The sequence below is a fragment of the Sphingobium phenoxybenzoativorans genome (genome assembly GCF_001757355.1).
Taxonomy (GTDB): Bacteria; Pseudomonadota; Alphaproteobacteria; order Sphingomonadales; family Sphingomonadaceae; genus Sphingobium; species Sphingobium phenoxybenzoativorans.
This window is the reverse complement of the sequence record NZ_MINO01000014.1, coordinates 56,768-79,232: the sequence shown is the minus strand read 5'-3', so window position 1 is coordinate 79,232 and position 22,465 is coordinate 56,768. Positions and strand designations below refer to the sequence as shown.

The 22,465-nt window shown below is 63.9% G+C and carries 20 protein-coding genes and 1 riboswitch; of the genes, 7 read left to right on the top strand and 13 right to left on the bottom strand.

The genetic code is table 11. From position 1 onward, the window contains the following. Window positions 1-93: 93 nt before the first annotated feature. The gene (locus BHQ40_RS09885) at window positions 94-831 is read right to left on the bottom strand and encodes a class I SAM-dependent methyltransferase (RefSeq protein ID WP_070155380.1); all 738 of its coding nucleotides are present in this window, start codon (window positions 829-831) and stop codon (window positions 94-96) included. Then, a complete protein-coding gene (locus BHQ40_RS09880; RefSeq protein ID WP_070155378.1) occupies window positions 804-1,808 on the bottom strand; it encodes a glycosyltransferase family 2 protein in 1,005 nt (334 codons plus the stop codon). Before BHQ40_RS09880 ends, BHQ40_RS09885 begins: the two co-directional genes overlap by 28 nt. A gap of 198 nt (window positions 1,809-2,006) precedes the next feature. Between BHQ40_RS09880 and BHQ40_RS09875 the strand changes: the two genes are divergently transcribed. From BHQ40_RS09875 to BHQ40_RS09865, 3 genes are all read left to right on the top strand, one after another. Next, on the top strand, window positions 2,007-3,527 hold the full coding sequence (locus BHQ40_RS09875) for a putative glycosyltransferase family protein (protein WP_070155376.1): 1,521 nt from the start codon (window positions 2,007-2,009) through the stop codon (window positions 3,525-3,527). A 1-nt stretch (window position 3,528) separates the two neighbouring features. Continuing rightward, window positions 3,529-5,046, top strand: coding sequence for a putative glycosyltransferase family protein (locus BHQ40_RS09870; RefSeq protein ID WP_070155374.1), 1,518 nt, complete (start codon window positions 3,529-3,531; stop codon window positions 5,044-5,046). A 103-nt stretch (window positions 5,047-5,149) separates the two neighbouring features. Continuing rightward, window positions 5,150-6,676 carry a TadA family conjugal transfer-associated ATPase gene (locus BHQ40_RS09865; RefSeq protein WP_070155372.1) on the top strand — a complete coding sequence of 509 codons (1,527 nt, stop codon included), beginning with the start codon at window positions 5,150-5,152 and terminating at the stop codon, window positions 6,674-6,676. A 223-nt stretch (window positions 6,677-6,899) separates the two neighbouring features. Here the strand turns inward: BHQ40_RS09865 and BHQ40_RS09860 are convergent, their stop codons facing one another. Further along, entirely contained in the window at window positions 6,900-7,676 is a 777-nt protein-coding gene (locus tag BHQ40_RS09860; RefSeq protein ID WP_139139257.1) for a DUF4272 domain-containing protein, read from the bottom strand. A 408-nt stretch (window positions 7,677-8,084) separates the two neighbouring features. Then, complete coding sequence (locus tag BHQ40_RS09855) at window positions 8,085-8,273, bottom strand: hypothetical protein (protein WP_070155370.1); 189 nt, start codon at window positions 8,271-8,273, stop codon at window positions 8,085-8,087. 53 nt (window positions 8,274-8,326) lie between these two features. Here BHQ40_RS09855 and BHQ40_RS09850 point away from each other — a divergent pair, with 53 nt between their 5' ends. From BHQ40_RS09850 to BHQ40_RS09835, 4 genes are all read left to right on the top strand, one after another. Further along, the gene (locus BHQ40_RS09850) at window positions 8,327-9,142 is read left to right on the top strand and encodes a class I SAM-dependent methyltransferase (protein WP_070155368.1); all 816 of its coding nucleotides are present in this window, start codon (window positions 8,327-8,329) and stop codon (window positions 9,140-9,142) included. 71 nt (window positions 9,143-9,213) lie between these two features. Further along, complete coding sequence (locus BHQ40_RS09845; RefSeq protein ID WP_253183311.1) at window positions 9,214-10,155, top strand: DMT family transporter; 942 nt, start codon at window positions 9,214-9,216, stop codon at window positions 10,153-10,155. Window positions 10,156-10,273: 118 nt separating this feature from the next. After that, entirely contained in the window at window positions 10,274-10,477 is a 204-nt protein-coding gene (locus BHQ40_RS09840; protein ID WP_070155366.1) for a hypothetical protein, read from the top strand. 106 nt (window positions 10,478-10,583) lie between these two features. Then, complete coding sequence (locus tag BHQ40_RS09835) at window positions 10,584-11,000, top strand: Rap1a/Tai family immunity protein (RefSeq protein WP_070155364.1); 417 nt, start codon at window positions 10,584-10,586, stop codon at window positions 10,998-11,000. Window positions 11,001-11,048: 48 nt separating this feature from the next. Here BHQ40_RS09835 and BHQ40_RS09830 read toward each other — a convergent pair whose 3' ends face one another. The 9 genes from BHQ40_RS09830 to ftsA all read right to left on the bottom strand — a co-directional run bounded on the left by BHQ40_RS09830 (window position 11,049) and on the right by ftsA (window position 22,462). Then, window positions 11,049-11,705, bottom strand: coding sequence for a DUF938 domain-containing protein (locus BHQ40_RS09830; protein ID WP_435593908.1), 657 nt, complete (start codon window positions 11,703-11,705; stop codon window positions 11,049-11,051). After that, window positions 11,702-13,276 (bottom strand): aminomethyl-transferring glycine dehydrogenase subunit GcvPB, encoded by a 1,575-nt coding sequence (gene gcvPB, locus BHQ40_RS09825; RefSeq protein ID WP_070155360.1) that lies wholly within the window; start codon window positions 13,274-13,276, stop codon window positions 11,702-11,704. Before gcvPB ends, BHQ40_RS09830 begins: the two co-directional genes overlap by 4 nt. Further along, window positions 13,273-14,631, bottom strand: a complete 1,359-nt coding sequence (gcvPA, locus tag BHQ40_RS09820; RefSeq protein ID WP_070155358.1) for an aminomethyl-transferring glycine dehydrogenase subunit GcvPA — start codon at window positions 14,629-14,631, stop codon at window positions 13,273-13,275. The genes gcvPB and gcvPA overlap by 4 nt, the downstream gene beginning before the upstream one ends. Window positions 14,632-14,676: 45 nt before the next feature. Next, complete coding sequence (gcvH, locus tag BHQ40_RS09815; RefSeq protein ID WP_070155355.1) at window positions 14,677-15,048, bottom strand: glycine cleavage system protein GcvH; 372 nt, start codon at window positions 15,046-15,048, stop codon at window positions 14,677-14,679. Window positions 15,049-15,061: 13 nt separating this feature from the next. Next, on the bottom strand, window positions 15,062-16,195 hold the full coding sequence (gcvT, locus tag BHQ40_RS09810; RefSeq protein WP_070155425.1) for a glycine cleavage system aminomethyltransferase GcvT: 1,134 nt from the start codon (window positions 16,193-16,195) through the stop codon (window positions 15,062-15,064). Window positions 16,196-16,379: 184 nt separating this feature from the next. Then, window positions 16,380-16,478, bottom strand: a riboswitch (glycine riboswitch). 55 nt (window positions 16,479-16,533) lie between these two features. Beyond that, window positions 16,534-17,703: a deoxyguanosinetriphosphate triphosphohydrolase gene (locus BHQ40_RS09805; protein ID WP_070155353.1), complete on the bottom strand. Its 1,170-nt coding sequence runs from the start codon at window positions 17,701-17,703 to the stop codon at window positions 16,534-16,536. A gap of 58 nt (window positions 17,704-17,761) precedes the next feature. Then, the gene (locus BHQ40_RS09800; protein ID WP_253183310.1) at window positions 17,762-19,567 is read right to left on the bottom strand and encodes an SPOR domain-containing protein; all 1,806 of its coding nucleotides are present in this window, start codon (window positions 19,565-19,567) and stop codon (window positions 17,762-17,764) included. A 67-nt stretch (window positions 19,568-19,634) separates the two neighbouring features. After that, window positions 19,635-21,077: a cell division protein FtsZ gene (gene ftsZ / locus BHQ40_RS09795; RefSeq protein ID WP_070155351.1), complete on the bottom strand. Its 1,443-nt coding sequence runs from the start codon at window positions 21,075-21,077 to the stop codon at window positions 19,635-19,637. A 122-nt stretch (window positions 21,078-21,199) separates the two neighbouring features. Then, window positions 21,200-22,462: a cell division protein FtsA gene (gene ftsA / locus BHQ40_RS09790; protein ID WP_070155349.1), complete on the bottom strand. Its 1,263-nt coding sequence runs from the start codon at window positions 22,460-22,462 to the stop codon at window positions 21,200-21,202. Window positions 22,463-22,465: the final 3 nt, after the last annotated feature.

The following is a 22,465-nucleotide window of genomic DNA, read 5'->3' as shown; positions in this document are numbered from 1 at the left end:
CGGAGTCGAAGGGTTCGACTGAGCCGCAGGCGAAGTCACCTCACTGCGTTCAGTAGAAGGCTTCGACTTCGCTCAGCCCGAACGGAAATAAACCTACCTGGAAAGCACCGCGTACAGCGACAACCCAACCGGAAACGGCACCTTGCCCAGCACATGCCGTTCCGCCGCGAAGATCGCCTGCAGGATGCCGTTCACCATCGGTGATGGCCGCGCATCCAGCGCCGTCTTGGATTTCAGCACCTGGTGCGCGATCCGCTGCACCACCGCCACCGGGAACAGCAGGCTGTTGAAATAGCCCGCCGCCTGCACGGTCAAGCCAGCCTGCTCCGCCACCGCGCAGAACCCCGCGCGCGTATAGCGCCGCTTGTGATGATGCAGCTCGTCATGCTCGGACCACAACCAGGGCGCGGCGGGCACCGTCACCAGCAGCCGCCCGTCATCCTTCAATCGCCCGCCAAGCGCACCCAGCGACGCCGCATCCTCGTCCACATGCTCCAGCACGTCGAGCAGCGCGATCATGTCATAGCGCGTATCGCCAAAGCCGATGCCATCGGGCAGCGCGCCCGCCGCGATCGTCCCGATGCCCAGCGCATCCGCCTGCGCCTGCGCCAATCCCCGCGCCTCGCCATCATATTCGAACGCATCCAGCGTCCCGTGACCCGCCAGCAGCGCCAGATTGCCGCCGGTGCCGCATCCCGCCTCCAGCACGCGCGCGTCATCTTTGAGCGGCACATGGCTGCGGATCAGTTCATCGATGATCATGCGCCGGGCGACGAACCACCAATGGTCCGCCTCCTGCGCACTCATGCTCGCATACGCGGATCGATCCATTCTATCTCTCTCTCGTCGTCCGGGGCCTGACCGATCTCGCGGTCGACCACATAGATGGGCCTGCTTCTCACCTCATGGGCCACGCGGCCCAGATATTCCCCCATGATGCCAAGGCTCAGCAGGTTCAGCCCGCCCAGCATCAACGTCACCACCATGATCGATGCGTAACCCGGCGTGCTGTTACCGGTGAAGATCGTCAGCCCGACCAGGAAAAAGGCATAGGCGAAGGCGCACATGGCGATGGCGCCGCCAATATAGGACCAGATGCGCAGCGGCATCGTGGTCGAGGAGGTAATCCCGTCGATCGCCAGCGCCCACAGCTTGCGCAGCCGCCATTTGGTCTGGCCAGCACCGCGCGTCGCCCGCTCATAATCGACCGTCGCCACGCGAAAGCCGATCCAGGAGAACAACCCCTTGGTAAAGCGCGACTGCTCGCCCAATTGCTTGATGACGTCCACCGCCTGCCGGTCCAGCAAGCGGAAGTCGCCGACATTTTCGGGGATCGGAAAATCGGAAAGCCGGTTGATGACGCGGTAGAAGGCATGGGCGCTCCACCGCTTGAACCACCCATCGCTCGACCGGTCGGCGCGCCGCGCGTTGACGACCTGCGCCCCCGCCAGCCATTCCTTGACTAGTGCGACAATGACTTCGGGCGGGTCTTGCAAATCCACATCGATGGGGATTACCGCATCGCCGGTCGCATGATCGATTCCGGCGGCCAGCGCCGCCTCCTTCCCGAAATTGCGCGATAGCGAGACATGGCGGACATCGGGATTGAGGCGCGCCAGCACGGCAAGGATATCCCCCGTCCGGTCGGTGCTGCCGTCATCGACGAACAGATATTCTGCCCGTGCGCCCGGTCCCATCAGGGCCAGAGCCTCCGCAACCGCCGGCCGCGCATGGTCGAGGAACAGGGAGATCGAATCCTGTTCGTTGAACACGGGAATCACGATCGACAGCGATGTGCGTTCCGGCATGATGCGGCGTACCTTGGGTCCTTGACCGGGAAAGGTCCCGGATGAAGGGTAATCTATCGGTCAGAATGGTTAACAGCCGGTAAAAGCCGAAGGGGTTCCGGCCGCGCCAGCGGCCAGAAATTTACGGTCCATTCACCATTTTCGTACATGAACCGGCTCCTGTTCGCAGATTTACCGGGGCTGGGGAAAAACAGGCGCATGAACCGCGGGGTGATTCCTCATTACGGGCCTCGACACTGGCCTCATTACGGCCTGCTGACCCTTGTCGCGCTTGTCGTGATGCTGCCCAGCTTCCTCTACGGTCCCGGCGCGACCCATTCCGTCAGCTTCAACTATATCTGGACCAGCCAGTTCGGCGCGGCGATGCAGCAGGGCGATCTTTACCCCCGCTGGCTGCCGGACAGTTTCGAAGGCTTGGGCAGCCCCGCCTTCTTCTTCTATCCCCCGCTCGCCTATTGGCTGACGGGTGGCCTCGATGCGCTTGGCCTGTCCACGCTTCAGGCGATCAATATGGGCGCATTCCTGCTGCTCGCGGCATCAGGCATCGCCATGCACCTGTGGCTGACGCACCGGGGGACACACCCGCTGGTGGGGTCGCTCATCTATATGCTGCTCCCCTATCATCAGCTCGATTTTTGGGTGCGCGGCGCGCTGGCGGAGTTCGCCGCCTTCGTCTGGATTCCGCTGATCGCCCTCGCCATTGACCGCCTGCCGCACCGGCGGGGCGTGTTGCTGCTTGCGCTCTCCTATGCCGGACTGCTCATCACCCACCTGCCCACGGCGATGCTGGCGGGTTTCTTTCTGATCACGCCGCTTGTCGCCGTGCGGGCCTGGCCGGATCGCGCCATCCTGCTCTCCGCCGCCTCGGCAGGCGCGCTCGCCATCGCGCTCGCCGGTTTCTACCTCGTTCCCGCCCTGACGCTGCAGGACGCCATTTCGTCCCAGATGCTCTGGACTCCCGGCTATCAGCCCGCCGCCTGGACGATCTGGACGCTCAGCCCCGGCCTGATGCCCTGTATAGCACTTGCGCTGGCGATACTTGCCTGGCCCACGCGCTCGGTCTGGGCGGTGATCGTGGTCGCGGGCGGCATGGCGGCGCTTAATCTCATCTTCTTCCTCTGGGACATCCCGCCGCTCGGCCGCGCGCAATTTCCCTGGCGGCTGCTTGGCATCGTGGAGTTTGCGGCGGTGACGGCGCTCATGACCTATTATCCCAGCATCGTCCGCGCCGGCATCGCGGCGGCGCTGCTGATCCCGCCCTATATCTACGTCACCGGCGTCGCGATCGCCAATATGGACCGGCCGGTCGACTATGCGAAAATGGCGCGCCAGATGCCAGATGCGGCCGAATATCTGCCCGTAGGGTTCGACCGCGCGCTGATCGGCGAGGGGCGCATCGCCAATCTTAGCCAATATCGCGACTTGCCCAAAGGGCCTGAAATCGAGGTGAAACAGGCGGGCAGCGTATCGCTGCATCGCGCCGCCTTCCCCATCTGGCGGGTGACGCGCGACGGGCGGGAGGTGCCCTCCACCGGCCCCGTCATTACCTTTGCCGCGCAGCCTGGCCTCTATCGCGTGGAGCGCGTCATGATCTGGCAGGAAGCCGCCGGCGCACTCTGCACCCTCGCCGCCGCGCTGCTGGCCCTGCTCGCCGGTCTTGGCCGTCTGCCGGGACTGCCCGCCCGCCGCCGCCACCCTCTGACGCCGGCGACGGCCTGACATGAATCGCCTGCGCTCCGTCCATCCCTATATCATCCTGGCGCTGGCCGCCGTGGCGGCGATGCTGCCCAGCTTCCTGTTCGGGCCGGGGGAAACGCACTCCGCCAGCTATAATTTCGTCTGGATCCGCCAGTTTGGCGAGGCGATGGCGCAGGGCGATCTCTATCCCCGCTGGCTCCCCGGCAGTTTCGAAGGTCTGGGCAGCCCCGCTTTCTATTTCTACCCGCCCCTTGTCTACTGGATTGCGGGCGGCATCGACGCGCTGGGCGCGACAACGCTCCAGGCGATCAATATCACGGGACTGACGCTGATTTTCCTGTCCGGCGTCACGATGCATATCTGGCTGGCCGCACGGGGCACGCGGCCGCTGACCGGCGCGCTGCTCTATATGGTTCTCCCTTATCATCTGCTGGATTTCTACACGCGCGGCGCGCTGGCGGAACTGGGAGCGTTCATCTGGCTGCCGCTGATCGCGCTGGGCATTTCCCGCCTGCCGGAACGGCGCGGGATAGTCCTGCTCGCCCTGTCCTATGGCGGCCTCAGCATCACCCATCTGCCCGTCGCCATGCTGACCGGCCTGTTCCTGATCGCGCCGCTCGTCGCCCATCGCTACTGGCGGGACCGGACGATCCTGTGGCCTGCAGCGATCGCGGGCGCGCTCGCCATCGGCCTCGCGGCCTTCTACCTGCTCCCCGCGCTCACGCTTCAGGATCGGATTTCCTCCGCCCTGCTCTGGGGCGGCCGCTACCGACCCTCCACCTGGACGGTCGGGACCATGTATTTCGCGATAGTGCCCTGCATCGCACTCGCAACCGCTGTGCTGTCTTTCGCCACGCGGTCGATCTGGACCGGCATAACGCTCCTGGCCTGCATCGCCGGGCTGAACCTCATCCCCTATCTCTGGGACATGCCGCCGCTGGACAAGGCCCAGTTCCCCTGGCGGCTGATGTGCATCGCCGAATTTGCCGCAATCACCTCGCTCATGGCCGGGCGGGCCAACATATGGATCGCCGGGATCGGCGCGGCCCTGTTGATGCCGCCCTATATCTATGCGGGCGCGCAGGCGGGCGTCTACATGACCCGCGACGTCGACTATGCGCAGATGGCCCGGTCCATGCCGGACGCCGTTGAATATCTCCCCGCCGGCTTCCCCATGTCCGCCGTGACGGAAAAGGACAGGCTGGCCGACCTCACCCCCTATCGCACGCTGCCCAGTGCGATGGAAATGGACGTGCAACAGGCGGGGCCTGCGTCCTTCCGGCGCTTCGCCTTCCCGATCTGGCGCGTGACGCGGGACGGGCATGAGGTCGCCTCGACCGCCCCCCTCATCAGCTTTCAGGCGCAGCCCGGCCATTACCGGCTGGAGCGCGTGCGCATTTGGCAGGAGAGTGCAGGCGCAATCGTCAGCCTGCTCGCCATGGCCGCCCTGGCGCTCCTCGCCTTCGGGCGCCGCCCCGGCTCCGCCGCGCTGCCCCGTTCGCGCATGCCTTTGTCAGCATCCTTGCGACGAACCGCCTGACTATGAGGCGCTGCATTATCCTTTTGTCAAAGTTTCCGTCTTATTCACCTTTTTCAGCCATATCTTGTTGGCACCTAGAGCCCGAACATATCGGCGGAGACCTATGAGCGCTTTCGGACGGAAAAACGGACCCAGCGGTATTCGACCCGCTTTTGGCGTCGCACGGCCCATGCAGGGACCGGCGGGCAGCCGTGAGGCGGAAGCGCGCGGCGGCGAACAGTTCCCGCCGATCGAGCCGGAGGCCCTTCCCGCCGCAGCGGACCCGCTGTCCGCGCCGACCGCGGCGATGCAGCGCAATGCCGATGCGATGGCGCGCCTTACCGACCGCGCCAACACCGATCATACCGCCTCCAGCGCGCCTGAAGGCTTTGAGGCGTCGGTCCACAAGATCAAGGAGCAGGTGCTCCCCCGCCTTCTGGAGCGCGTCGACCCGGAGGCCGCGGCCACGCTGACCAAGGATGAGCTGGCGGAGGAATTTCGCCCGATCATCATGGAAGTGCTGGCGGAGCTGAAACTCACCCTCAACCGCCGCGAACAGTTCGCGCTGGAAAAGGTGCTGGTCGACGAGCTGCTTGGCCTCGGTCCGCTTGAGGAGCTGATCAACGATCCGGACATCTCCGATATCATGGTCAACGGCCCGGAACAGACCTACATCGAAAAGAAGGGCAAGCTGCAGATCGCGCCGATCCAGTTCCGCGACGAGGAGCATCTGTTCCAGATCGCGCAGCGGATCGTGAACAAGGTCGGCCGCCGCGTCGATCAGACGACGCCGCTCGCCGACGCCCGCCTGCCCGACGGCTCTCGTGTGAACGTCATTGTGCCGCCGCTCTCGCTGCGCGGCACCGCCATCTCCATTCGTAAATTCTCCGCCAAGCCGATCACTATCGACATGCTGGCGGGATGGGGCGCGATGAGCCCGAAGATGGCGACCGCGCTCAAGATCGCCGGCGCCTGCCGCATGAACATCGTCATTTCCGGGGGTACGGGTTCGGGCAAGACCACCATGCTCAACGCCCTGTCGAAGATGATCGATCCCGGCGAGCGCGTGCTGACCATTGAGGACGCGGCCGAACTCCGCTTGCAGCAGCCGCACTGGCTGCCGCTCGAAACCCGCCCGGCGAACCTGGAGGGGCAAGGCGCGATCACCATCGGCGATCTCGTCAAGAACGCCCTGCGTATGCGCCCTGACCGCATCATCCTGGGCGAAATTCGTGGCGCGGAATGCTTCGACCTTCTGGCGGCGATGAACACGGGCCATGACGGCTCCATGTGTACGCTCCACTCCAACTCCCCGCGCGAATGCCTGGGCCGTATGGAAAACATGATCCTGATGGGCGACATCAAGATCCCGAAGGAAGCCATTTCCAAGCAGATCGCCGACTCGGTCGACCTGATCGTTCAGGTGAAGCGCCTGCGCGACGGTTCGCGCCGCGTGACCAACATCACCGAAGTCATCGGCATGGAAGGCGACGTCATCGTCACCCAGGAACTGTTCAAGTTCGAATATCTGGAGGAAGATGCCGACGGCAAGATCATCGGCGAATATCGCGCGATGGGCCTGCGCCCCTACACGCTGGACAAGGCGCGGCAATACGGCTTCGACCAGCCATTCCTTGAGGCGTGCCTGTAAGGGTAAGGCCAGGACCGCCATCCCCCGTCGTAGCGACGGAGTTGGTGGTTAGCCTAATTTCGTCATCCCGGACGTGATCCGGGATCCATAAGCCTCAATCGATGCGTGAATGCTCTGCAGCAGAGCCAATGGATGCCGGGTCAAGCCCGGCATGACGGAAAGGGTGGGTTTGCGGCGGTCTGCTTTAGCCTCATTAATGATAGCTGGCATTGGACCCTGCGACCTAAGTATCGAGAGATATATCATCCCAGCCAATTTCAGCGTGCTCGATAAGCCAGTTGAACGCTTGATGCCTTTCCATTGCAACGTCGTCACTAAGCCCTGAAGGAGCTTCTAGCCCCTTCAGCCGGGCATCTACCAACGCCCAGCGATATCGGTAGATCAAATCTGCTTGATCAAGAATTTCTGACTTTGAACGCAATCTAGCTTTCGCAAGGAATTGCTCATAGTTGCTATCAACGATGATAGACGCAATCTTCTTTGGGTCGACCAGTTCTCTCGGTCCATCCAGATGATCGACAAAACCCAAACTCCACATAAGGGCGTTGGCAACTTCGTAGCGCCACACTTGGATTTCGCGTTCATTATCAGTTGCATTCAAGTTTCTGATAAATTGCATTTCATTCGGCGAAAGTTGGTTTGTTAGACGATACTCACGAACGAGTTTGTCTACTTTCTCTTGAGGCATTCCGTGAGCTTTGAGGGCGACGACCAATGTAGCGGCTGCCCGCATAGCGACCTGTTCAGTCGACGGCAGTAAGAGGTCGTTCTCTGCCTCGATTACCGGAAGCCAATCATTCACTGGTACCGCTTGCGAACGCATGACTGCATTTGAACGGCTTCGCCTGTCCAAAGCGTCTTTTGGTAAGTTCGGAAAGCGTTCCTCAAATTTCTGAGCTTCGGATGCAATTCCTTTCGCTCCTGATGGGCTGCTGCGAAATGCAAAAAATAGGAGTAACGTGGCTGCCAGCACCACAGCAACAACAAGTCCAAGTTTCACGCTGCCACCCCCGAGATTGAAGGCAAGCTGTCAGATACATACTACATTGGCAACTGCACATTGACAGTGTCCGCTAATGGGAAATTGCTTCGGAGCCCACCAACGGCAACAACTGGTCGCTTTCAAACCGGCTGCATATTTCAGCCTGCCATGTCGAACCGCCGTAGCGACGCCTAATCCCTGTCCTACACGCCGGGAGCCATGCTCTACTTCTCCACATGGAACAGTATCCCGCTCTTGCCGCGCAAGCCGCCACGTCAATGATCGGGTCAATAGCAGGATGCGACCCAAGCGAGACTTGCCTGAGACCTACATGCGACTTCCCGGCCAAAACCGCTCACAACCCGCAACTTCCGCAACTTCGGCCGATTATCGCCTATATTTAGGCGGCAACCTCAGCCCGGCCGCCTATCGCGCCAGCAATGCCAGCGCGAACAGGAACATTGCGCCCGCCGTGCCGATCAGCGACAGCGCCGGCCAGGGCATGAACCCCACCTTGTCCGGGTCATGCCGGGCCAGTCTGCGCCGGTCCGCGACATGCGCCAGCGCAGCAAGGCCGACGGCCGCCGCGCCAAGAATGGCAAAGGTCGCTTGCATCGGCTGGGACCATTCTCCACACTCCCCCCGCCAACCGAGAGGAGCCTCCCCCTATGCGTATCCCCCATGCGCTTGCAAGCGCCGCCGCACTGACGGCTATTATCGCCATCCCCCTGTCCGGCGCTTTTGCGAAGAAGGAAGCGGCCGCGTCCAGCCCGATTGCCGCCGCAGCCGCCGCGCCCAGCCGCACGCCCGCCAACACCGCTCGCGACAAATATCGCCATCCTGTTGAAACGCTGACCTTTTTCGGCGTGAAGCCGGGCCAGACGGTCGTCGAATATTCCCCCGGCGGCGGCGGCTGGTACACGGAAATCCTCGCGCCGCTGCTGAAGGACAAGGGCACGCTCTATGAGGCCCAGGCCAGCGGCAGGGGCTTCGACACGCTGAAGGCGAAGATGGACGCTGACGCCGCGACCTATGGCAAGGTCAAGCTGATCCCCTGGCCCGACACCACGGGCAGCATTCCGGCGGGCAGCGTGGACACGCTCCTGACCTTCCGCAATGTCCACAATATGGTGATGAACGGCACGGCGGACGCGACGTTCAAGGCTTTTTACGGCCTGTTGAAGCCCGGCGGCACGCTGGGCATCGTCGACCATCGCCTGCCCGAAGATCGCGATTCCGCGCTGGAAAAGAGCAGCGGTTATCTCAAGGTCTCGACGATCAAGGCGTTGGCGGCGGGCGCGGGTTTCACCTTCGTCGAAGCATCGGAGATCAACGCCAATCCGAAGGACACGGCCGACTGGGCGAAGGGCGTATGGACCCTGCCCCCAACGCTGACGACCGGGGAAGCCGATCCCGACCGCGCGAAATATCTCGCCATTGGCGAAAGCGACCGGATGACGCTGAAGTTCGTGAAGCCGAAATAAGGCTTTCCGGCGCGGCCATTGGTTGCGCACAGCGCCGATCGGTCTAAAGCGGCGGCATGGAAATGCCGTCCATGACATCGGAAACCATGCCCGCTCCTCCCGCGCCGCCCGTGCGGGAGGAGCGCCCGTTTTTCGCCATCGGCCTGCGTCTGGCGGCGATGTTTTCCATTTCCATCATGTTCGCGCTGGTGAAGCTGCTCGACACCCGCGGAGTCCACCTCGCCGAATCCCTGTTCTACCGGCAGGCGCTTGCCCTGCCCTTCGTATTCGGCTGGATCATGTTCGCGGAGGGCGCGGGCGCTATCCGCACCCGGCGGATCGGCACGCATTTCAGCCGCATGGCGCTCGGCCTGATCGGCATGGCGCTGAACTTCAGCTCCTATATCCTGCTGCCCCTGACGGAAGCGACCACGATCGGCTTCACCATGCCGATCTTCGGCACGATCCTCTCCGCCCTGCTGCTGCGCGAGATGACCGGCATTCACCGCTGGAGCGCTGTGATCCTGGGTTTTGTCGGCGTGCTCATCATGGTGCGGCCGGACGCCGGCCATTTCCCGCTTATGGGGGTCGCCGTGGCGCTCAGCGCTGCGATCGTGACCGCCGTGATCGCTATCCTGCTGCGGGAGCTCGGCCGGACGGAGGGCGCCGCCGTCACGGTTTTCTGGTTCACCCTGCTTTCCATGCCGCCGCTCAGCATAGGGATGCTGTTCTTCGCCCAGCCCCATGATGGCGTGACATGGATGTTGCTGGCTCTGATGGGCATGTTCGGCGGGATTTCGCAGCTTTTCCTGACCGGCGCGCTACGATGGGCGCCGGTCTCGGTCGTGCTGCCGATGGATTATAGCGCAATATTGTGGGCGACGGCTTTCGGCTGGCTGATCTGGAACCAGTGGCCCCTGCCCACCACCTTCATGGGCGGCGCGCTGATCATTGCGAGCGGCCTCTACATCGCATGGCGCGAGCATGTCCGCACAAAGCGGATCAGGGAAGCCGCGGACGTCTCATCTGTCTGAGGCTCCATAAACCGGCGCTGTTACACTTTCTGACAATTGCCGACGCCAATCGGCACATCTCTGCGACAGACAGTCCCTATTCCGTCCTTCATCGGATCATGAACGGGACGAGTCAGGCATGAAATATCTCCTCTACACCCTCGCCGCGCTGGGCATCACGACCGCGCTGGTCGTCGTCAACGCCGCAGGGGCGAACGCCGGAAAGCCTGCCGCCGTCCGCACAATCTCGGTCACGGCCGACGGGAAGCCTATCCTCCTGAAACGCATGGTCGTCACCGCGACCGCCCTCCCCGACGCGCGCCCCGACGTACCTAAGCCCTGAACGCGCCGGACAGCCGCTTCCCCTCGTTCAAGCCTGACGGACGGCAATCATTGACGCGCGTGCCGCTTGTCCCAATTGTCCCTGGCGCAGGCTGGAAGGATTCGGGATGACGTTGCGGACATGGGGCTATCTTGGCGGCGCGGCCGCATTCGGGCTTTTCGCGACAGCCGCCAGCGCCGGCTTCTACACCGGCAACGACCTTTACGAGATCTGCACGGTGGAGCGCGAGAGCAAGACCTATGTCGAAAAGACCTATGAATGCGTCGCTTATGTCACTGGCGCCGTCGATGCGTTCAACACCACGCGAGAGGCCAATAATCTCAAAAGCTGCATCCCGCCGGACGTGACGATCAGCCAGCTCAAGGATGTCACGGTCAAATATCTGGGCAACAACCCCATCGACCGCGCCAAATCCGCCTCCTCCCAGGTCTTCGCCGCAACGCGCAAGGCCTGGCCGTGCAGCGAAAGCGCGGGCAAGCCAACGACCAAGGCTAAGAGCGCGGTTAAGAAAAAGAGGAAATAATCCGGCAGGCTCCTGAGGAGCTGCCAATCTCTAAACCAATAAAATCCGTCATTTGCGCCGGAACATGACCGACAGATTATTTGCGGGCATGTCCACAACCGTCACGCACGCCAGCCCGACCTCTGTCGCAATCCCAATCACTGCATCCAGATCGCGAAGTCCCCACGCCGGATCGCGCTCCCGCAATGACTGGTCGAAATCCATATTGCTCGGCGCTGTCGGCACGCCGGTTCTGATAAAGGGGCCATAGAGATACAGAACCCCTCCGGGCGGCAAGACAGCGCCTGCGCCTCGCATCAGCCCGGCGGTCGCAGCCCAGGGGCTTATATGAATCATGTTGATGCAAAGCACGGCGTCCGCGCGATCCACTTGCCAAATTCCGGTAGAAGCATCGATCTTGAGGGGCGACCGCAGATTCGCCAGCCCCGCCTCCCCGCTCCACGCCGCAATGGAGGCAAGCGCAGCCGGGTCAGGATCGCTCGGCTGCCAGTCCAATGCCGGGAAAGCGCGGGCGAAATGCACCGCATGCTCGCCGCTGCCGCTGGCGACTTCCAGCACCAGGCCGCGATCGGGCAATATCGCCCGCAACACCTCGACAATGGCGTCCCGGTTACGCAGCGTCGCTGGCGCGTAGCGCTTGTCCGCTTCGCTCCCGGCCCCTGTTTCCGCCATAGCCGGCACCCAGGGGCCAGATGCCTCGCTCACTCCGCTGCTTCCGCCAGAGCCTCCTCGATCCACACCAGCACCGGCTTGCGCGCCGCCAGCGTCTCGTCCAGCCGCCGCCGGGGCGCATGATAGGGCGCGCCCTTCAATGCCTCGTCGCCTGCCTTGGCCCGTTCGGCCAGCGAGCGCAGCGCCATGATGAACTGGTCCAGCGCCGCCTTGCTCTCCGTCTCGGTCGGCTCGATCAGCATCGCGCCATGCACCACCAGCGGGAAATACATGGTCATCGGGTGGAAGCCTTCGTCGATCAGGCCCTTGGCAATGTCGAGCGTGGTGAAGCCCTCGGCTAGTCCCTTGTCGCTGAACAGCGCCTCATGCATGCATGGCCCGCTGCCCCCGAACGGCGCATCCAGCACGCTGTCCAGGCTGCGCAGGATATAATTGGCGTTCAGCACGGCGTCGCCCGACACCTGCCGCAGGCCATCCGCGCCGTGACTCAGGATATAGGTCAGCGCGCGGGTGAACATGCCCATCTGCCCGTGGAAGGCGACCATGCGGCCGAAGCTGCCCGCATGATGTTCGCCCGCCGTCTCCTCCTCGACCAGCGCGAAGCTGCCATCCGCAAGCTTCTCGACGAACGGCAAGGGCGCATAGGGCGCCAGCGCCTCGGACAGCACGACCGGGCCGGAGCCGGGGCCGCCGCCGCCATGCGGAGTGGAGAAGGTCTTGTGCAGGTTGATGTGCATGGCGTCGACGCCCAGATCGCCGGGCCGCACCCGGCCGACAATGGCGTTGAAATTCGCGCCATCGCAATAGACCAGCGCCCCCGCCGCATGCACCGCGTCCGAAATCGCCTTCATGTCGCGCTCGAACAGGCCGCAGGTGTTGGGATTGGTGATCATCACCGCCGCCACATCCGGTCCCAGCCGCGCCTTCAGCGCCGCCAGATCGACGCGCCCGTCCGGCGTTGCCGGAATATCCTCGACCTTATAGCCGCAGAAGGCCGCCGTTGCCGGGTTCGTCCCATGCGCGCTTTCCGGCACCAGGATCACCGACCGCGCATCGCCCCGCGCCTCCAGCGCTGCACGGATCGCCAGCAGGCCGCACAGTTCGCCATGCGCGCCCGCCTTCGGACTCATCGCCACGGCCGCCATGCCGGTCAGCGTCTTAAGCCATTCGGCCAGTTCATGGATTACCGCCAGCGCGCCCTGCACCGTCGCCACCGGGGCGAGCGGATGGATGTCCGCGAAGCCCGGCATCCGCGCCACCTTCTCGTTCAGGCGCGGATTATGCTTCATTGTGCAGGAGCCGAGCGGGAACAGGCCAAGATCGATGGCGTAATTCTGCCGCGAGAGGCGCGTATAGTGCCGCACTGTCTCCTGCTCGGACAGGCCCGGCAGGCCAATGGACCGCTTGCGCTCCAGCCCGCCAAGGCGCGACGCCGGCTTGTCGACCGGGGTGAAGTCGACGCCCGTCGTCTCCGTCGACCCGATCTCGAAGATCAGCGGTTCCTCCAGCATCAGCGCCCGGTTGCCGGTCGCCGTGGCGGGATCGGGATGTTCCTTGTTCACATGCGCCGGCGCGGTCGGGCGGCCTTCCTTCAACATGGTCATGCCAGCACCTCCTTCAGCGCATCGGCCAGCGCCCGGATATCCTCGCTGGTCGTCATCTCCGTCACCGCGACGATCAGGCCATTGGCCAGTTCCGGCGCGTCTGGCATCAACCGCCCAAGCGACACGCCGCCCAATATGCCGCGCTCCGCCAAGGTGCGCGCCACTTCCCGCGCATCCTTGCTCAGGACCAGCGTGAACTCGTTAAAAAAGCTCTCATTGAGGAGCCTGACCCCCGGCACCGCCGACAATATGTCCGCCGCCTCGCATGCCCTGGCGTGGTTGATCTCCGCCAGTTCGCGCAGCCCTGCCTCGCCCAGCAAGGTCATGTGGATGGAGAAGGCCAGCGCACACAGGCCGCTATTGGTGCAGATGTTCGATGTCGCCTTCTCGCGGCGGATATGCTGCTCACGGGTCGAAAGCGTCAGCACGAACCCGCGCTGGCCCGCGGCATCGACCGTCTCCCCGCACAGCCGTCCCGGCATTTGCCGCACATATTTGCTCTTGCAGGCGAACAGGCCAAGATACGGACCGCCAAATTGCAGGCCGACGCCGATCGACTGTCCTTCGCCCACAACGATATCCGCGCCCATCTCTCCGGGCGATTTCAAAGCGCCCAACGCAACCGGTTCGGTAACCACCACAATCAGCAGCGCTCCGGCTTCATGCGCTTTCTCAGCAATGCTCGATAAATCACTGATCCGGCCCAATATGTCGGGGTACTGCACCACCACACAACTCGTATCGCGGTCAATCTCGCGCAAAAGCTCTACACCGTCGCTTTCCCCGTCGCATTCGGGCGTGCGATAGACCAGATCATCGCCGGTGAATTTGGCCATCGTTCTGGCGACCGAGACGTAATGCGGGTGCAGTCCGTTCGACAGCAGCGCCTTGCCCCGCTTGGTGATCCGCCGCGCCATGCCGATCGCTTCCCAGCACGCCGTCGACCCGTCATACATTGACGCATTGGCGACATCACACCCGAACAGCCGCGCCACCTGCGTCTGAAATTCGAACAGAACCTGTAACGTCCCCTGCGCGATTTCCGGCTGATAGGGCGTGTAGGCCGTCAGGAACTCGCCGCGCTGGATCAGATGATCGACACTCGCCGGCACATGATGCCGGTACGCCCCCGCCCCCAGGAAGAAGGGCGCATCCCCGGCCGACAGATTCTGCCGCGCCAGCTTCCCCATATGCCGTTCGACCGCCAGTTCGCTGGCATGGTCTGGCAGGCCGGCAATCTTGGCGGACAGCCGCGCCTCGGCAGGGACATCGACGAACAGGTCGTCAATGGAGGACGCGCCGACCACATCGAGCATTGCGCTCCGGTCAATATCGGTCAGGGGAAGGTAACGCATTCATGGATCTCCCTCCTCCCTGTTCAGGGAGGGGCTTTTCTTAAATCACAAACCGGCGACGAATGCCTTGTAGGCTTTCTCGTTCATCAGTCCCTCAAGCTCGGAGGCGTCAGTGATGCGCAGCTTGAAGAACCAGCCATCCTCCTCCGGATCACTGTTCACCAGGGCAGGCTCGTCCTCCAGAGCGCCGTTCGACTCGACGACCTCGCCGGAGATAGGCGCATAGACGTCCGAAGCGGCCTTGACGGATTCGACGACGGCGGCATCGTCGCCCTTCTCAAAGGTGGCGCCCTCCGCAGGCAGCTCGACGAACACGATGTCGCCAAGCTGTTCCTGCGCATAATCCGTAATCCCGACGGTGGCGATCTCGCCTTCTACGTCGATCCATTCATGTTCGTCGGTGAAGTAGCGGCTCATGAGATACTCCCTGTTAAATCTTTTGACGATGATAGCGGTGGGGAACGAACGGCATCGGCGCGACCGTGGCCGCAAGGCGCTTGCCCCGCACCTCGATCTCCAGCGCGGTGCCGATGGCGGCATGCCCGGCATCAACCCAGCCCATGGCGATCGGCGCGCCGACCGTGGGCGCGAATCCGCCCGATGTCACCTTGCCGGCCGGCTTGCCGCCCGCCAGGATCACGGCGCCCTCGCGCGCAGGCAACCGTCCCTCTATCGCCAGGCCGACCCGACGCGAAGGCGCGCCCTCGGCAAGCTCCCGCACGATGCGCGCATGCCCGAAGAAGCCGCCGGCCTCCCGGCGCTTCTTGGGAACGGCGAAACCCAGGTCAGCGCCAATCGGCCCGGCCTGCGTATCGATGTCATGGCCATAAAGCGGCAGACCGGCCTCCAGCCGCAGCGAATCCCGCGCGCCAAGGCCGATCGGCTTCACCGCGTCCAGCGCGCAAAGCGCGTCCGCGAACCGCACCGCGGCATCGCCCGGCAGGCTGATCTCGAACCCGTCCTCGCCCGTATAGCCCGACCGGCTGACCCACAGGTCGACGCCATCCCAGCTAAAGGGGCCGCACTGCATGAAAAACAGATCGGCTGTGCCGGGGATCAGGCTCGCCAATGCAGCGCCGGATTCCGGTCCCTGCAGCGCCAGCAGCGCCTGATCGTCCATATGGTTCATGGTGATTTCATCGGGCAGATGCTCGATGATCCAGCCGATATCGTCATATTTTGTGGCACCGTTGACGACCATATAGATGTCGTCCGGCCGCCTGCTGACCATCAGGTCGTCCAGAATCCCGCCATCCTCATCCAGCAGCAGCGAATAACGCTGGCGGAAGGTTTTCAGGCCGGTGATGTCTCCGGGGAGCAGGGCTTCGAGAGCCGCATCCGCGCCCTCTCCGGTGAAGCTGAGCTGGCCCATATGGCTGACGTCGAACAGCCCCGCATGTTCGCGGGTCCATGCATGTTCGGCCATGATGCCTTCATATTGGATGGGCATTTCATAGCCTGCGAAGCCGACCATCCGCCCGCCCTGCGCGCGATGCCAGGCATCGAGCGGCAGCTTGCCCAACGGAATCTCCGCTTCAAACTCTGCTACATCGTCTGTGGATATGCTCAAGGATCTGGCCTTCCGGTAACAAGGGGACGTCAAGCGACGGCACGTGGACACTCACCGCCCCTTTCGCGCCATCACCCCCTCTGTCACGGAAACCTGAGAGCTTTGACCGGTGGAACATTCCACACAGCTTACCCCTTCGGTGGGGCGGTCTTGCGGCCGCCCGCTTTCCAGAGTGCCTGCCCATGACGCGGTCCTTCGGGCCTGAGAGATTCCGGGGCGGTTGCTCCTTCGGCGGCAGCAAGGCCGAGGCCCCGCTACGCTCTCCCGCGTCATGACCGGATCGAATCCTCGAACCGGAGACTCTTGCTGCATCGCGCAAAGACTTCGCGGCGTCAATCCACCGTGTCGGCGATCGCCCTGCCGAAAATCTCCTCATGCCGCTTCTGCGCGAAACGGTCGGTCATCCCGGCGATGTAATCGGCGATATGGCGGCTGCGCGCCGGTTCCGCCACGCTGCACTGACCGGACCAGTTTTCGGTCATCAGGCCGGGGTCGGAGCGGTAGGCGGCAAACAGATCGCTGACTATGCGCCGGGCCTTTTCCGCCGCGGCAAGCTGTTCGGGATGATGATAGAGCGTCGCGTACATGAAGCGCTTCAGCACGCGCTCATCCTCGGCGAGGCCGGGCGAGAATCCCGACAATGCCATCCCCGCGCTGCGCACATCGGCCACGTCCCGCACGCCCGCGTCCATTATCGCCTGGCGCGTGGTTTCTATGACGTCATTGACCATCCCGCCAATCTGGTCCCGCACCAGTTCCCGGAGCAGCCGTTCGGGCGCGACGCCGGGATGACGCGCCCGGACCCTGTCCCAGCACGCCGCAACCATCGGGACTTCCAATATCTGGTCGAGCGTCAGCAATCCCGCCCGCAACCCGTCATCGATATCATGATTGTCATAGGCGATATCGTCGGAGATCGCTGCCACCTGCGCCTCCAGGCTGGGCCAGTGGCCGAGTTCCAGCGGGAACAGAGCATCCAGTTCCCGCATCGCCCATCCCGGATTGGCGACAGGTCCATTATGCTTGGCCAGCCCCTCCAGCATATCCCACGTCAGGTTCAGCCCCGGCCAACGCGGATAGGGCGATTCCAGCAGCATCAGCACGCGCAGCGTATGGGCATTATGGTCGAACCCGCCCTGCCCCTCCATCGCCGCTTCCAGCGCATCTTCTCCGGCATGCCCGAACGGCGGATGACCGATGTCATGGGCCAGGCACAGCGCCTCGGTCAGATCCTCGTTAAGCCCAAGCGCCCGCGCGATGGTGCGCCCGATCTGCGCCACCTCCAGGCTATGGGTCAGGCGGACGCGATAATGGTCGCCATCCGGCGCGACAAAGACCTGGGTCTTGTGCCGCAACCTTCGGAAGGCGATCGAATGGATGATCCGGTCCCTGTCACGCTGGAAGGCATCCCGCGGCCCCCGCGTTTCGCCGCCCGGTTCGGCATGCAGACGCCCACGCGTCCGTTCCGGCTGACAGGCATAGGGCGCAAGGGTCTGACTCATGCCCGCGCCCTAGCCGAGTTGACCGGATGCGTCGAGCGGGCCGGCCATTGCGCGCCTGTCAGTTGGCCAGCTTGTCCACGGCCTCGCCCGCGTCGCTGCGCCAGGCGAACGCATCCGCGCCCGCTTTTTTCAGCCGCTCCTCATATTCCTTCGCCTTGTCGAAACTGCCGAACGGCCCGACGATCAGCCGGTTGGTCTGTCCCCATGATGCCGTCCAGGCGTCCTTCGCGGCAAGCGACTCATATTTCTTGCGCAGCCCCTTCATCGTAAAGGCGAGTGCGGACAGATTGCGCCCCGTGCCGACCTGCACCCAGTTGCGGGAAGGGTTTTTGGCCAGTCTGGCTTTTTCCGCGGCCTCCGCCTTGGCCTTTGCGTCGGCGGCCGCTTTCGCCTTGGCGGTTGCGTCAGCGCGCGCCTTTTCGGCCGCCACAGCTTTGGCGGTCTTGCGCTGCTGCTGGATCATTTCCAGCTCGGCAAGGTTAACCGCCTCCGCATTCGCCTGCTTTTCCGTATCGGGAACCTGCAATTCACGCATGATGTCGGCCAGCGTCCGCGCCGTAATCTGCGTCGGCGGTGCGGGCGGCGGCGATGATGCGGGCGGTGGCGGCGCAGGCGTGCGACTCTCCGACGCTACTGTCGGCGTGGCGGACACCAGTGCAGGTTCGGGCGCGGGCGGTCCCTGGATAGGCCGGGGTGTATCGGCGGCCGCCAGTTGCTGCGCGGGCTGCGCTTGCGGGGTGGGCTGCGCTTGCGGAGTGGGCTGCGCTTGCGGGGCGGGGTCTGGCGCTTTTGCGACCAGCGGCGGCGCGGGATTCGGAGCCATTGGCGGCGGCGCAGGCGGAACCGGTTGCGGCTCGATCCGGGCGGATGGGGACGCGGCAGGCGTTGCAGCGGCGATCGCTGTCTTTTGCGGCTGCCTTGGCGCTGCCGCAGCAGTCCGCGCTGCGGCTTCGGCGGCCTTCCTCGCCTCCTGTTGCTTGCGCTTTTCCGCCTTTCGCGCGGCACGCTGATCCGCGGCAGTCTCCGCCACCGGCGTCTGCGGCGCAACAGGCTGGACGACCGGCTGCTGCGGCTGCACCGCCGCCATCCTGACTTCCGAGGGGAAATTGCCAAACTGCACGGCCGCCGCGCGCTGCGCCGGGGTCAATGCCTGCATCCTGTCCAGATAGGGCTGAATTGCCACGGCAAGCCTGGCGGGCATTGTCCTGCCCGCAATATCCCGCGCCTCGTCCCGTTTGCCGTTCATCGCCAATATGAAGGCCCGGTCCCGCCATGCACCACGGTCGCCCTTATAGAGCAAGGGCTTCAAGACCTTCTCCGATGCATCGAGTTGACCGGATATGCCGAGCGACACGGCATAGCGGCGGATCAGTTCCGCATCCTCCGGCGCGGCCCGCAAGGCCGCCTGATAGTCCTTCTGCGCGCCCGCCGTATCCCCCGTCAGGTCGCGCGCAAGGCCGCGATCCGAAAGAAACCCCGTGTCGGGAAAGCCCAGACGGGACGCTTCGCCAAAGAGTTTGAGCGCTTCGCCAGGATTCTGCATGTCGAGCATGGCATGGCCAAGCCCTGCCTTGATCCGCCCGTTATTCGGGCTGATCTCATTGGCGCGAGCAAGGAAGCCCGTCGCCGCGCGCGCGTCATCCAGCGCCAGCGCCGCTTCGCCAGCACCGATCAGCGCCGTGACATCGCGCGGATTTTCCGCGAGCCGCGCAAGATGGCCGTTCAATGTATTGACGTCCTGCGGGCGCTGCAGGTCGAGTTGCGACACCGTCTGGTCCTGCGCGGCGGCGCGGTGAGGCTGGCCTGCCCCAAGGCTGGCGAAGAGGAAAGCGGCGGCGAGAGTCGCGTGTCTGAAAGCAATCACGCAGCCGCTCTAGCAAGCGGCTGCGTGAATGGGAAATGTATCGCGATCGTCGATGCGACGAAACGCCCTACTGGTTGTTCTGGCGGTTCAAGAAGCGAGGAATATCCAGTCCGCCCTTATTCTCATCCGCCTCATCATCGGCCGTCTTGCCAATGCCGCGTGACAGGCCGGACATACGCTCGAACAGCGTTCCGCCAGCAACTGCGACACGCGGCGCGGCGGGAGCCGGACGCTCCGGTTCCGCCGGAGCGGGTTCCGCGCTTTCCGCGCCCAGGATCAACTCATCCTCCTGGTCATCGAAGTCCGAAATCACTGGAACAGGACGCGGCGGCGCAAAGGGCGCCGGCGGCGCGGGCGGTTCGGGCGCGGCCTGTGCGGTTTCGGGTTCGGCTTTCGCTTCCGGCTCCTCTGCGGTTTCCGCAACCGGCGGCTCCAGCGTTACCGGCTCGGCGGCGGGCGCTGGCGCCGGAGCGGCTGGCGTCACCACCGTCGGACGATTGGCGAAGGTGAACGGCTGGCTGGCCGGTGCAGCCTTCGCCGAGGCTTCATTGTCGATGCCGGTGGCGACCACGGAAACGCGGATCTTGCCATTCAGATCGTCATTGAACGCCGAACCCCAGATGATGTTCGCATCGGGGTCCACCAGCTCACGGATATGGTTGGCGGCCTCGTCGACCTCCATCAGGCGCATGTCCTCGCCGCCGGTAATCGACACGATGACGCCCTTGGCCCCGCGCATCGACACGCCGTCGAGCAGCGGATTGGCGATCGCCTTTTCGGCGGCCTGCAGAGCGCGGCCGTCGCCTTCCGCCTCGCCCGTGCCCATCATTGCCTTGCCCATCTCGCTCATCACGGAGCGGACGTCGGCAAAGTCCAGGTTGATGAGGCCCGGCATGACCATCAGGTCGGTGATGCCGCGAACGCCCTGCTGCAGCACCTCGTCGGCCATCTGGAAGGCTTCTTTGAAGGTGGTGTTCGGGTTCGCGATCAGGAACAGGTTCTGGTTCGGGATGACGATCAGCGTATCGACATGCTTCTGCAGCTCTTCAATGCCCGCTTCTGCGGAGCGGGCGCGGCGGGAGCCTTCGAAGGTGAACGGCTTGGTCACGACGCCAACGGTCAGGATGCCCTTCTCCCGCGCCGCCTTCGCGATGACAGGAGCAGCGCCTGTGCCGGTGCCGCCGCCCATGCCCGCGGCAATGAAGCACATATGCGCGCCCTGCAGCGCCTCATCGACGGTAGAGATGGTCTCCTCCGCCGCAGCGCGGCCGATTTCCGGCCGCGATCCCGCGCCCAGACCCTCGGTAATGTGCGGGCCAAGCTGAATGCGCCGTTCGGCAGGCGAAGCGTTCAGCGCCTGCGCATCGGTGTTGGCGACAATGAAATCGACGCCCTCCACGGCCGCGGCGATCATGTTGGCGATGGCGTTTCCACCGGCGCCCCCAACGCCGATGACCGCGATGCGCGGCTTTAGCTCATCCACATGGGGCGGGCCGATATCGATGCTCATACTTTTCGCTCCCTAAGCTTCTTTGCGGCGAAGCGGAACCGTCACAAAGGACTTCATGCACCAGTTGTTAAGGCAATTCATCACCTTTTTTAACCTTTGGCGCCCTCTCGACTTGGCAACATCTAATAATTCGCCTTCAGCGCGCGCAACATGCGCTGCCACCATAGCGGAACGCCCAGCCGATGCACGGTTTGCGCGGCAGGCGCCATGCTGCGCAAGTCAACCGGATTGCTGGCGCCATAAAGCGCCAGACCCACAAGGGTCGTGAATGCCGGTCCGCTATGCGCCTCCGGCAAGGCTGCAAGACCGCGCGGACGGCCGATGCGCACCGCACGGCCGAGCGCCGTCTGGGCATAGTCGGCAATACCCTTCATCTCGGCCCCGCCGCCGGTCAGGACGACCTGCCGCCCGACGGGACTGTGGAAACCCATGCCCTTCAGCGATGCGTTCACTTCCGCCATCAGTTGATTGAGCCGCTCACAAATCACACCGACCAGCGCCGCGCGGGTAATGCGGCCGCTATCGGAACTTTCCCCGTCACTGGCCACCGGGGCGATCTCGATCATGTCGCGAAAGTCGCGGCGCGACTGCATCGCCGAGCCATAGAAGCACTTCATACGTTCGGCCTGGCTCCGCCGGATGCCGAAAGCGGAGGCGATGTCGTCGGTGATGTCGGCCGCGCCAATGGGAATGCTGTGCAGGCCGACGAGCATCCCTCCCGCATAAAGCGAGATATTTGTCACACCTGCGCCAATCTCGACCAGCGCCACGCCCAGATCCCGCTCCTCCTCCGAAAGGCAGGCAAAGCCGGTGGCGATGGGCGCTGCGACAATAGCGTTGACGTCCAGATAGGCGCCACGCACGCACATCTCCAGATTGGCGAGCGGCGCGCCATCGGCCAGCACCACATGGATGTCTACGCCCAGCCGGTCGGCGTGCATGCCCAGGGGCCGCTTGACCCCATCCGATCCGTTCACGCTGAAACAGGTCGGCTGCGCGTGCAGGACGACGCGGCCGTCAGGATCGATGCTCTGCCGTCCGGTATGCAGCAAATCGTCAATGTCGCCCTGCTCGACACGGATGCCGCCAAGCTCCCGCTCCACCGTCACCACATCGCTCACCAGGCTTCCGCCGGAGAAGCTGACCCAGACATCCTCGATGTTCATGCCGGCGACCCGCTCGGCCTGCTCGACGGTTTCCCGCACGGCCATCTCCGTGCGTTCCATGTCGACGATGAAGCCGCGCCTCACCCCCCGGCTCTCTCGTTGCCCCGTACCCAGGATGACGAGTTCGCCCGTATCGGTCTTGCCAGCGATAAGCGCTGAGACCTTCCACGATCCGATATCGACCGCAGTGATGACTTTCTCGACCTTGGGCGGCGGCATGGC

Bases quoted from the DNA above. Each gene is read 5' to 3' on its own strand.
- BHQ40_RS09885 (WP_070155380.1), bottom strand. From the start codon at position 831: ATGGATCGATCCGCGTATGCGAGCATGAGTGCGCAGGAGGCGGACCAT.
- BHQ40_RS09880 (WP_070155378.1), bottom strand. From the start codon at position 1,808: ATGCCGGAACGCACATCGCTGTCGATCGTGATTCCCGTGTTCAACGAA.
- BHQ40_RS09875 (WP_070155376.1), top strand. From the start codon at position 2,007: ATGAACCGCGGGGTGATTCCTCATTACGGGCCTCGACACTGGCCTCAT.
- BHQ40_RS09870 (WP_070155374.1), top strand. From the start codon at position 3,529: ATGAATCGCCTGCGCTCCGTCCATCCCTATATCATCCTGGCGCTGGCC.
- BHQ40_RS09865 (WP_070155372.1), top strand. From the start codon at position 5,150: ATGAGCGCTTTCGGACGGAAAAACGGACCCAGCGGTATTCGACCCGCT.
- BHQ40_RS09855 (WP_070155370.1), bottom strand. From the start codon at position 8,273: ATGCAAGCGACCTTTGCCATTCTTGGCGCGGCGGCCGTCGGCCTTGCT.
- BHQ40_RS09850 (WP_070155368.1), top strand. From the start codon at position 8,327: ATGCGTATCCCCCATGCGCTTGCAAGCGCCGCCGCACTGACGGCTATT.
- BHQ40_RS09845 (WP_253183311.1), top strand. From the start codon at position 9,214: ATGACATCGGAAACCATGCCCGCTCCTCCCGCGCCGCCCGTGCGGGAG.
- BHQ40_RS09840 (WP_070155366.1), top strand. From the start codon at position 10,274: ATGAAATATCTCCTCTACACCCTCGCCGCGCTGGGCATCACGACCGCG.
- BHQ40_RS09835 (WP_070155364.1), top strand. From the start codon at position 10,584: ATGACGTTGCGGACATGGGGCTATCTTGGCGGCGCGGCCGCATTCGGG.
- gcvPB (WP_070155360.1), bottom strand. From the start codon at position 13,276: ATGACCATGTTGAAGGAAGGCCGCCCGACCGCGCCGGCGCATGTGAAC.
- gcvPA (WP_070155358.1), bottom strand. From the start codon at position 14,631: ATGCGTTACCTTCCCCTGACCGATATTGACCGGAGCGCAATGCTCGAT.
- gcvH (WP_070155355.1), bottom strand. From the start codon at position 15,048: ATGAGCCGCTACTTCACCGACGAACATGAATGGATCGACGTAGAAGGC.
- BHQ40_RS09805 (WP_070155353.1), bottom strand. From the start codon at position 17,703: ATGAGTCAGACCCTTGCGCCCTATGCCTGTCAGCCGGAACGGACGCGT.
- ftsZ (WP_070155351.1), bottom strand. From the start codon at position 21,077: ATGAGCATCGATATCGGCCCGCCCCATGTGGATGAGCTAAAGCCGCGC.
- ftsA (WP_070155349.1), bottom strand. From the start codon at position 22,462: ATGCCGCCGCCCAAGGTCGAGAAAGTCATCACTGCGGTCGATATCGGA.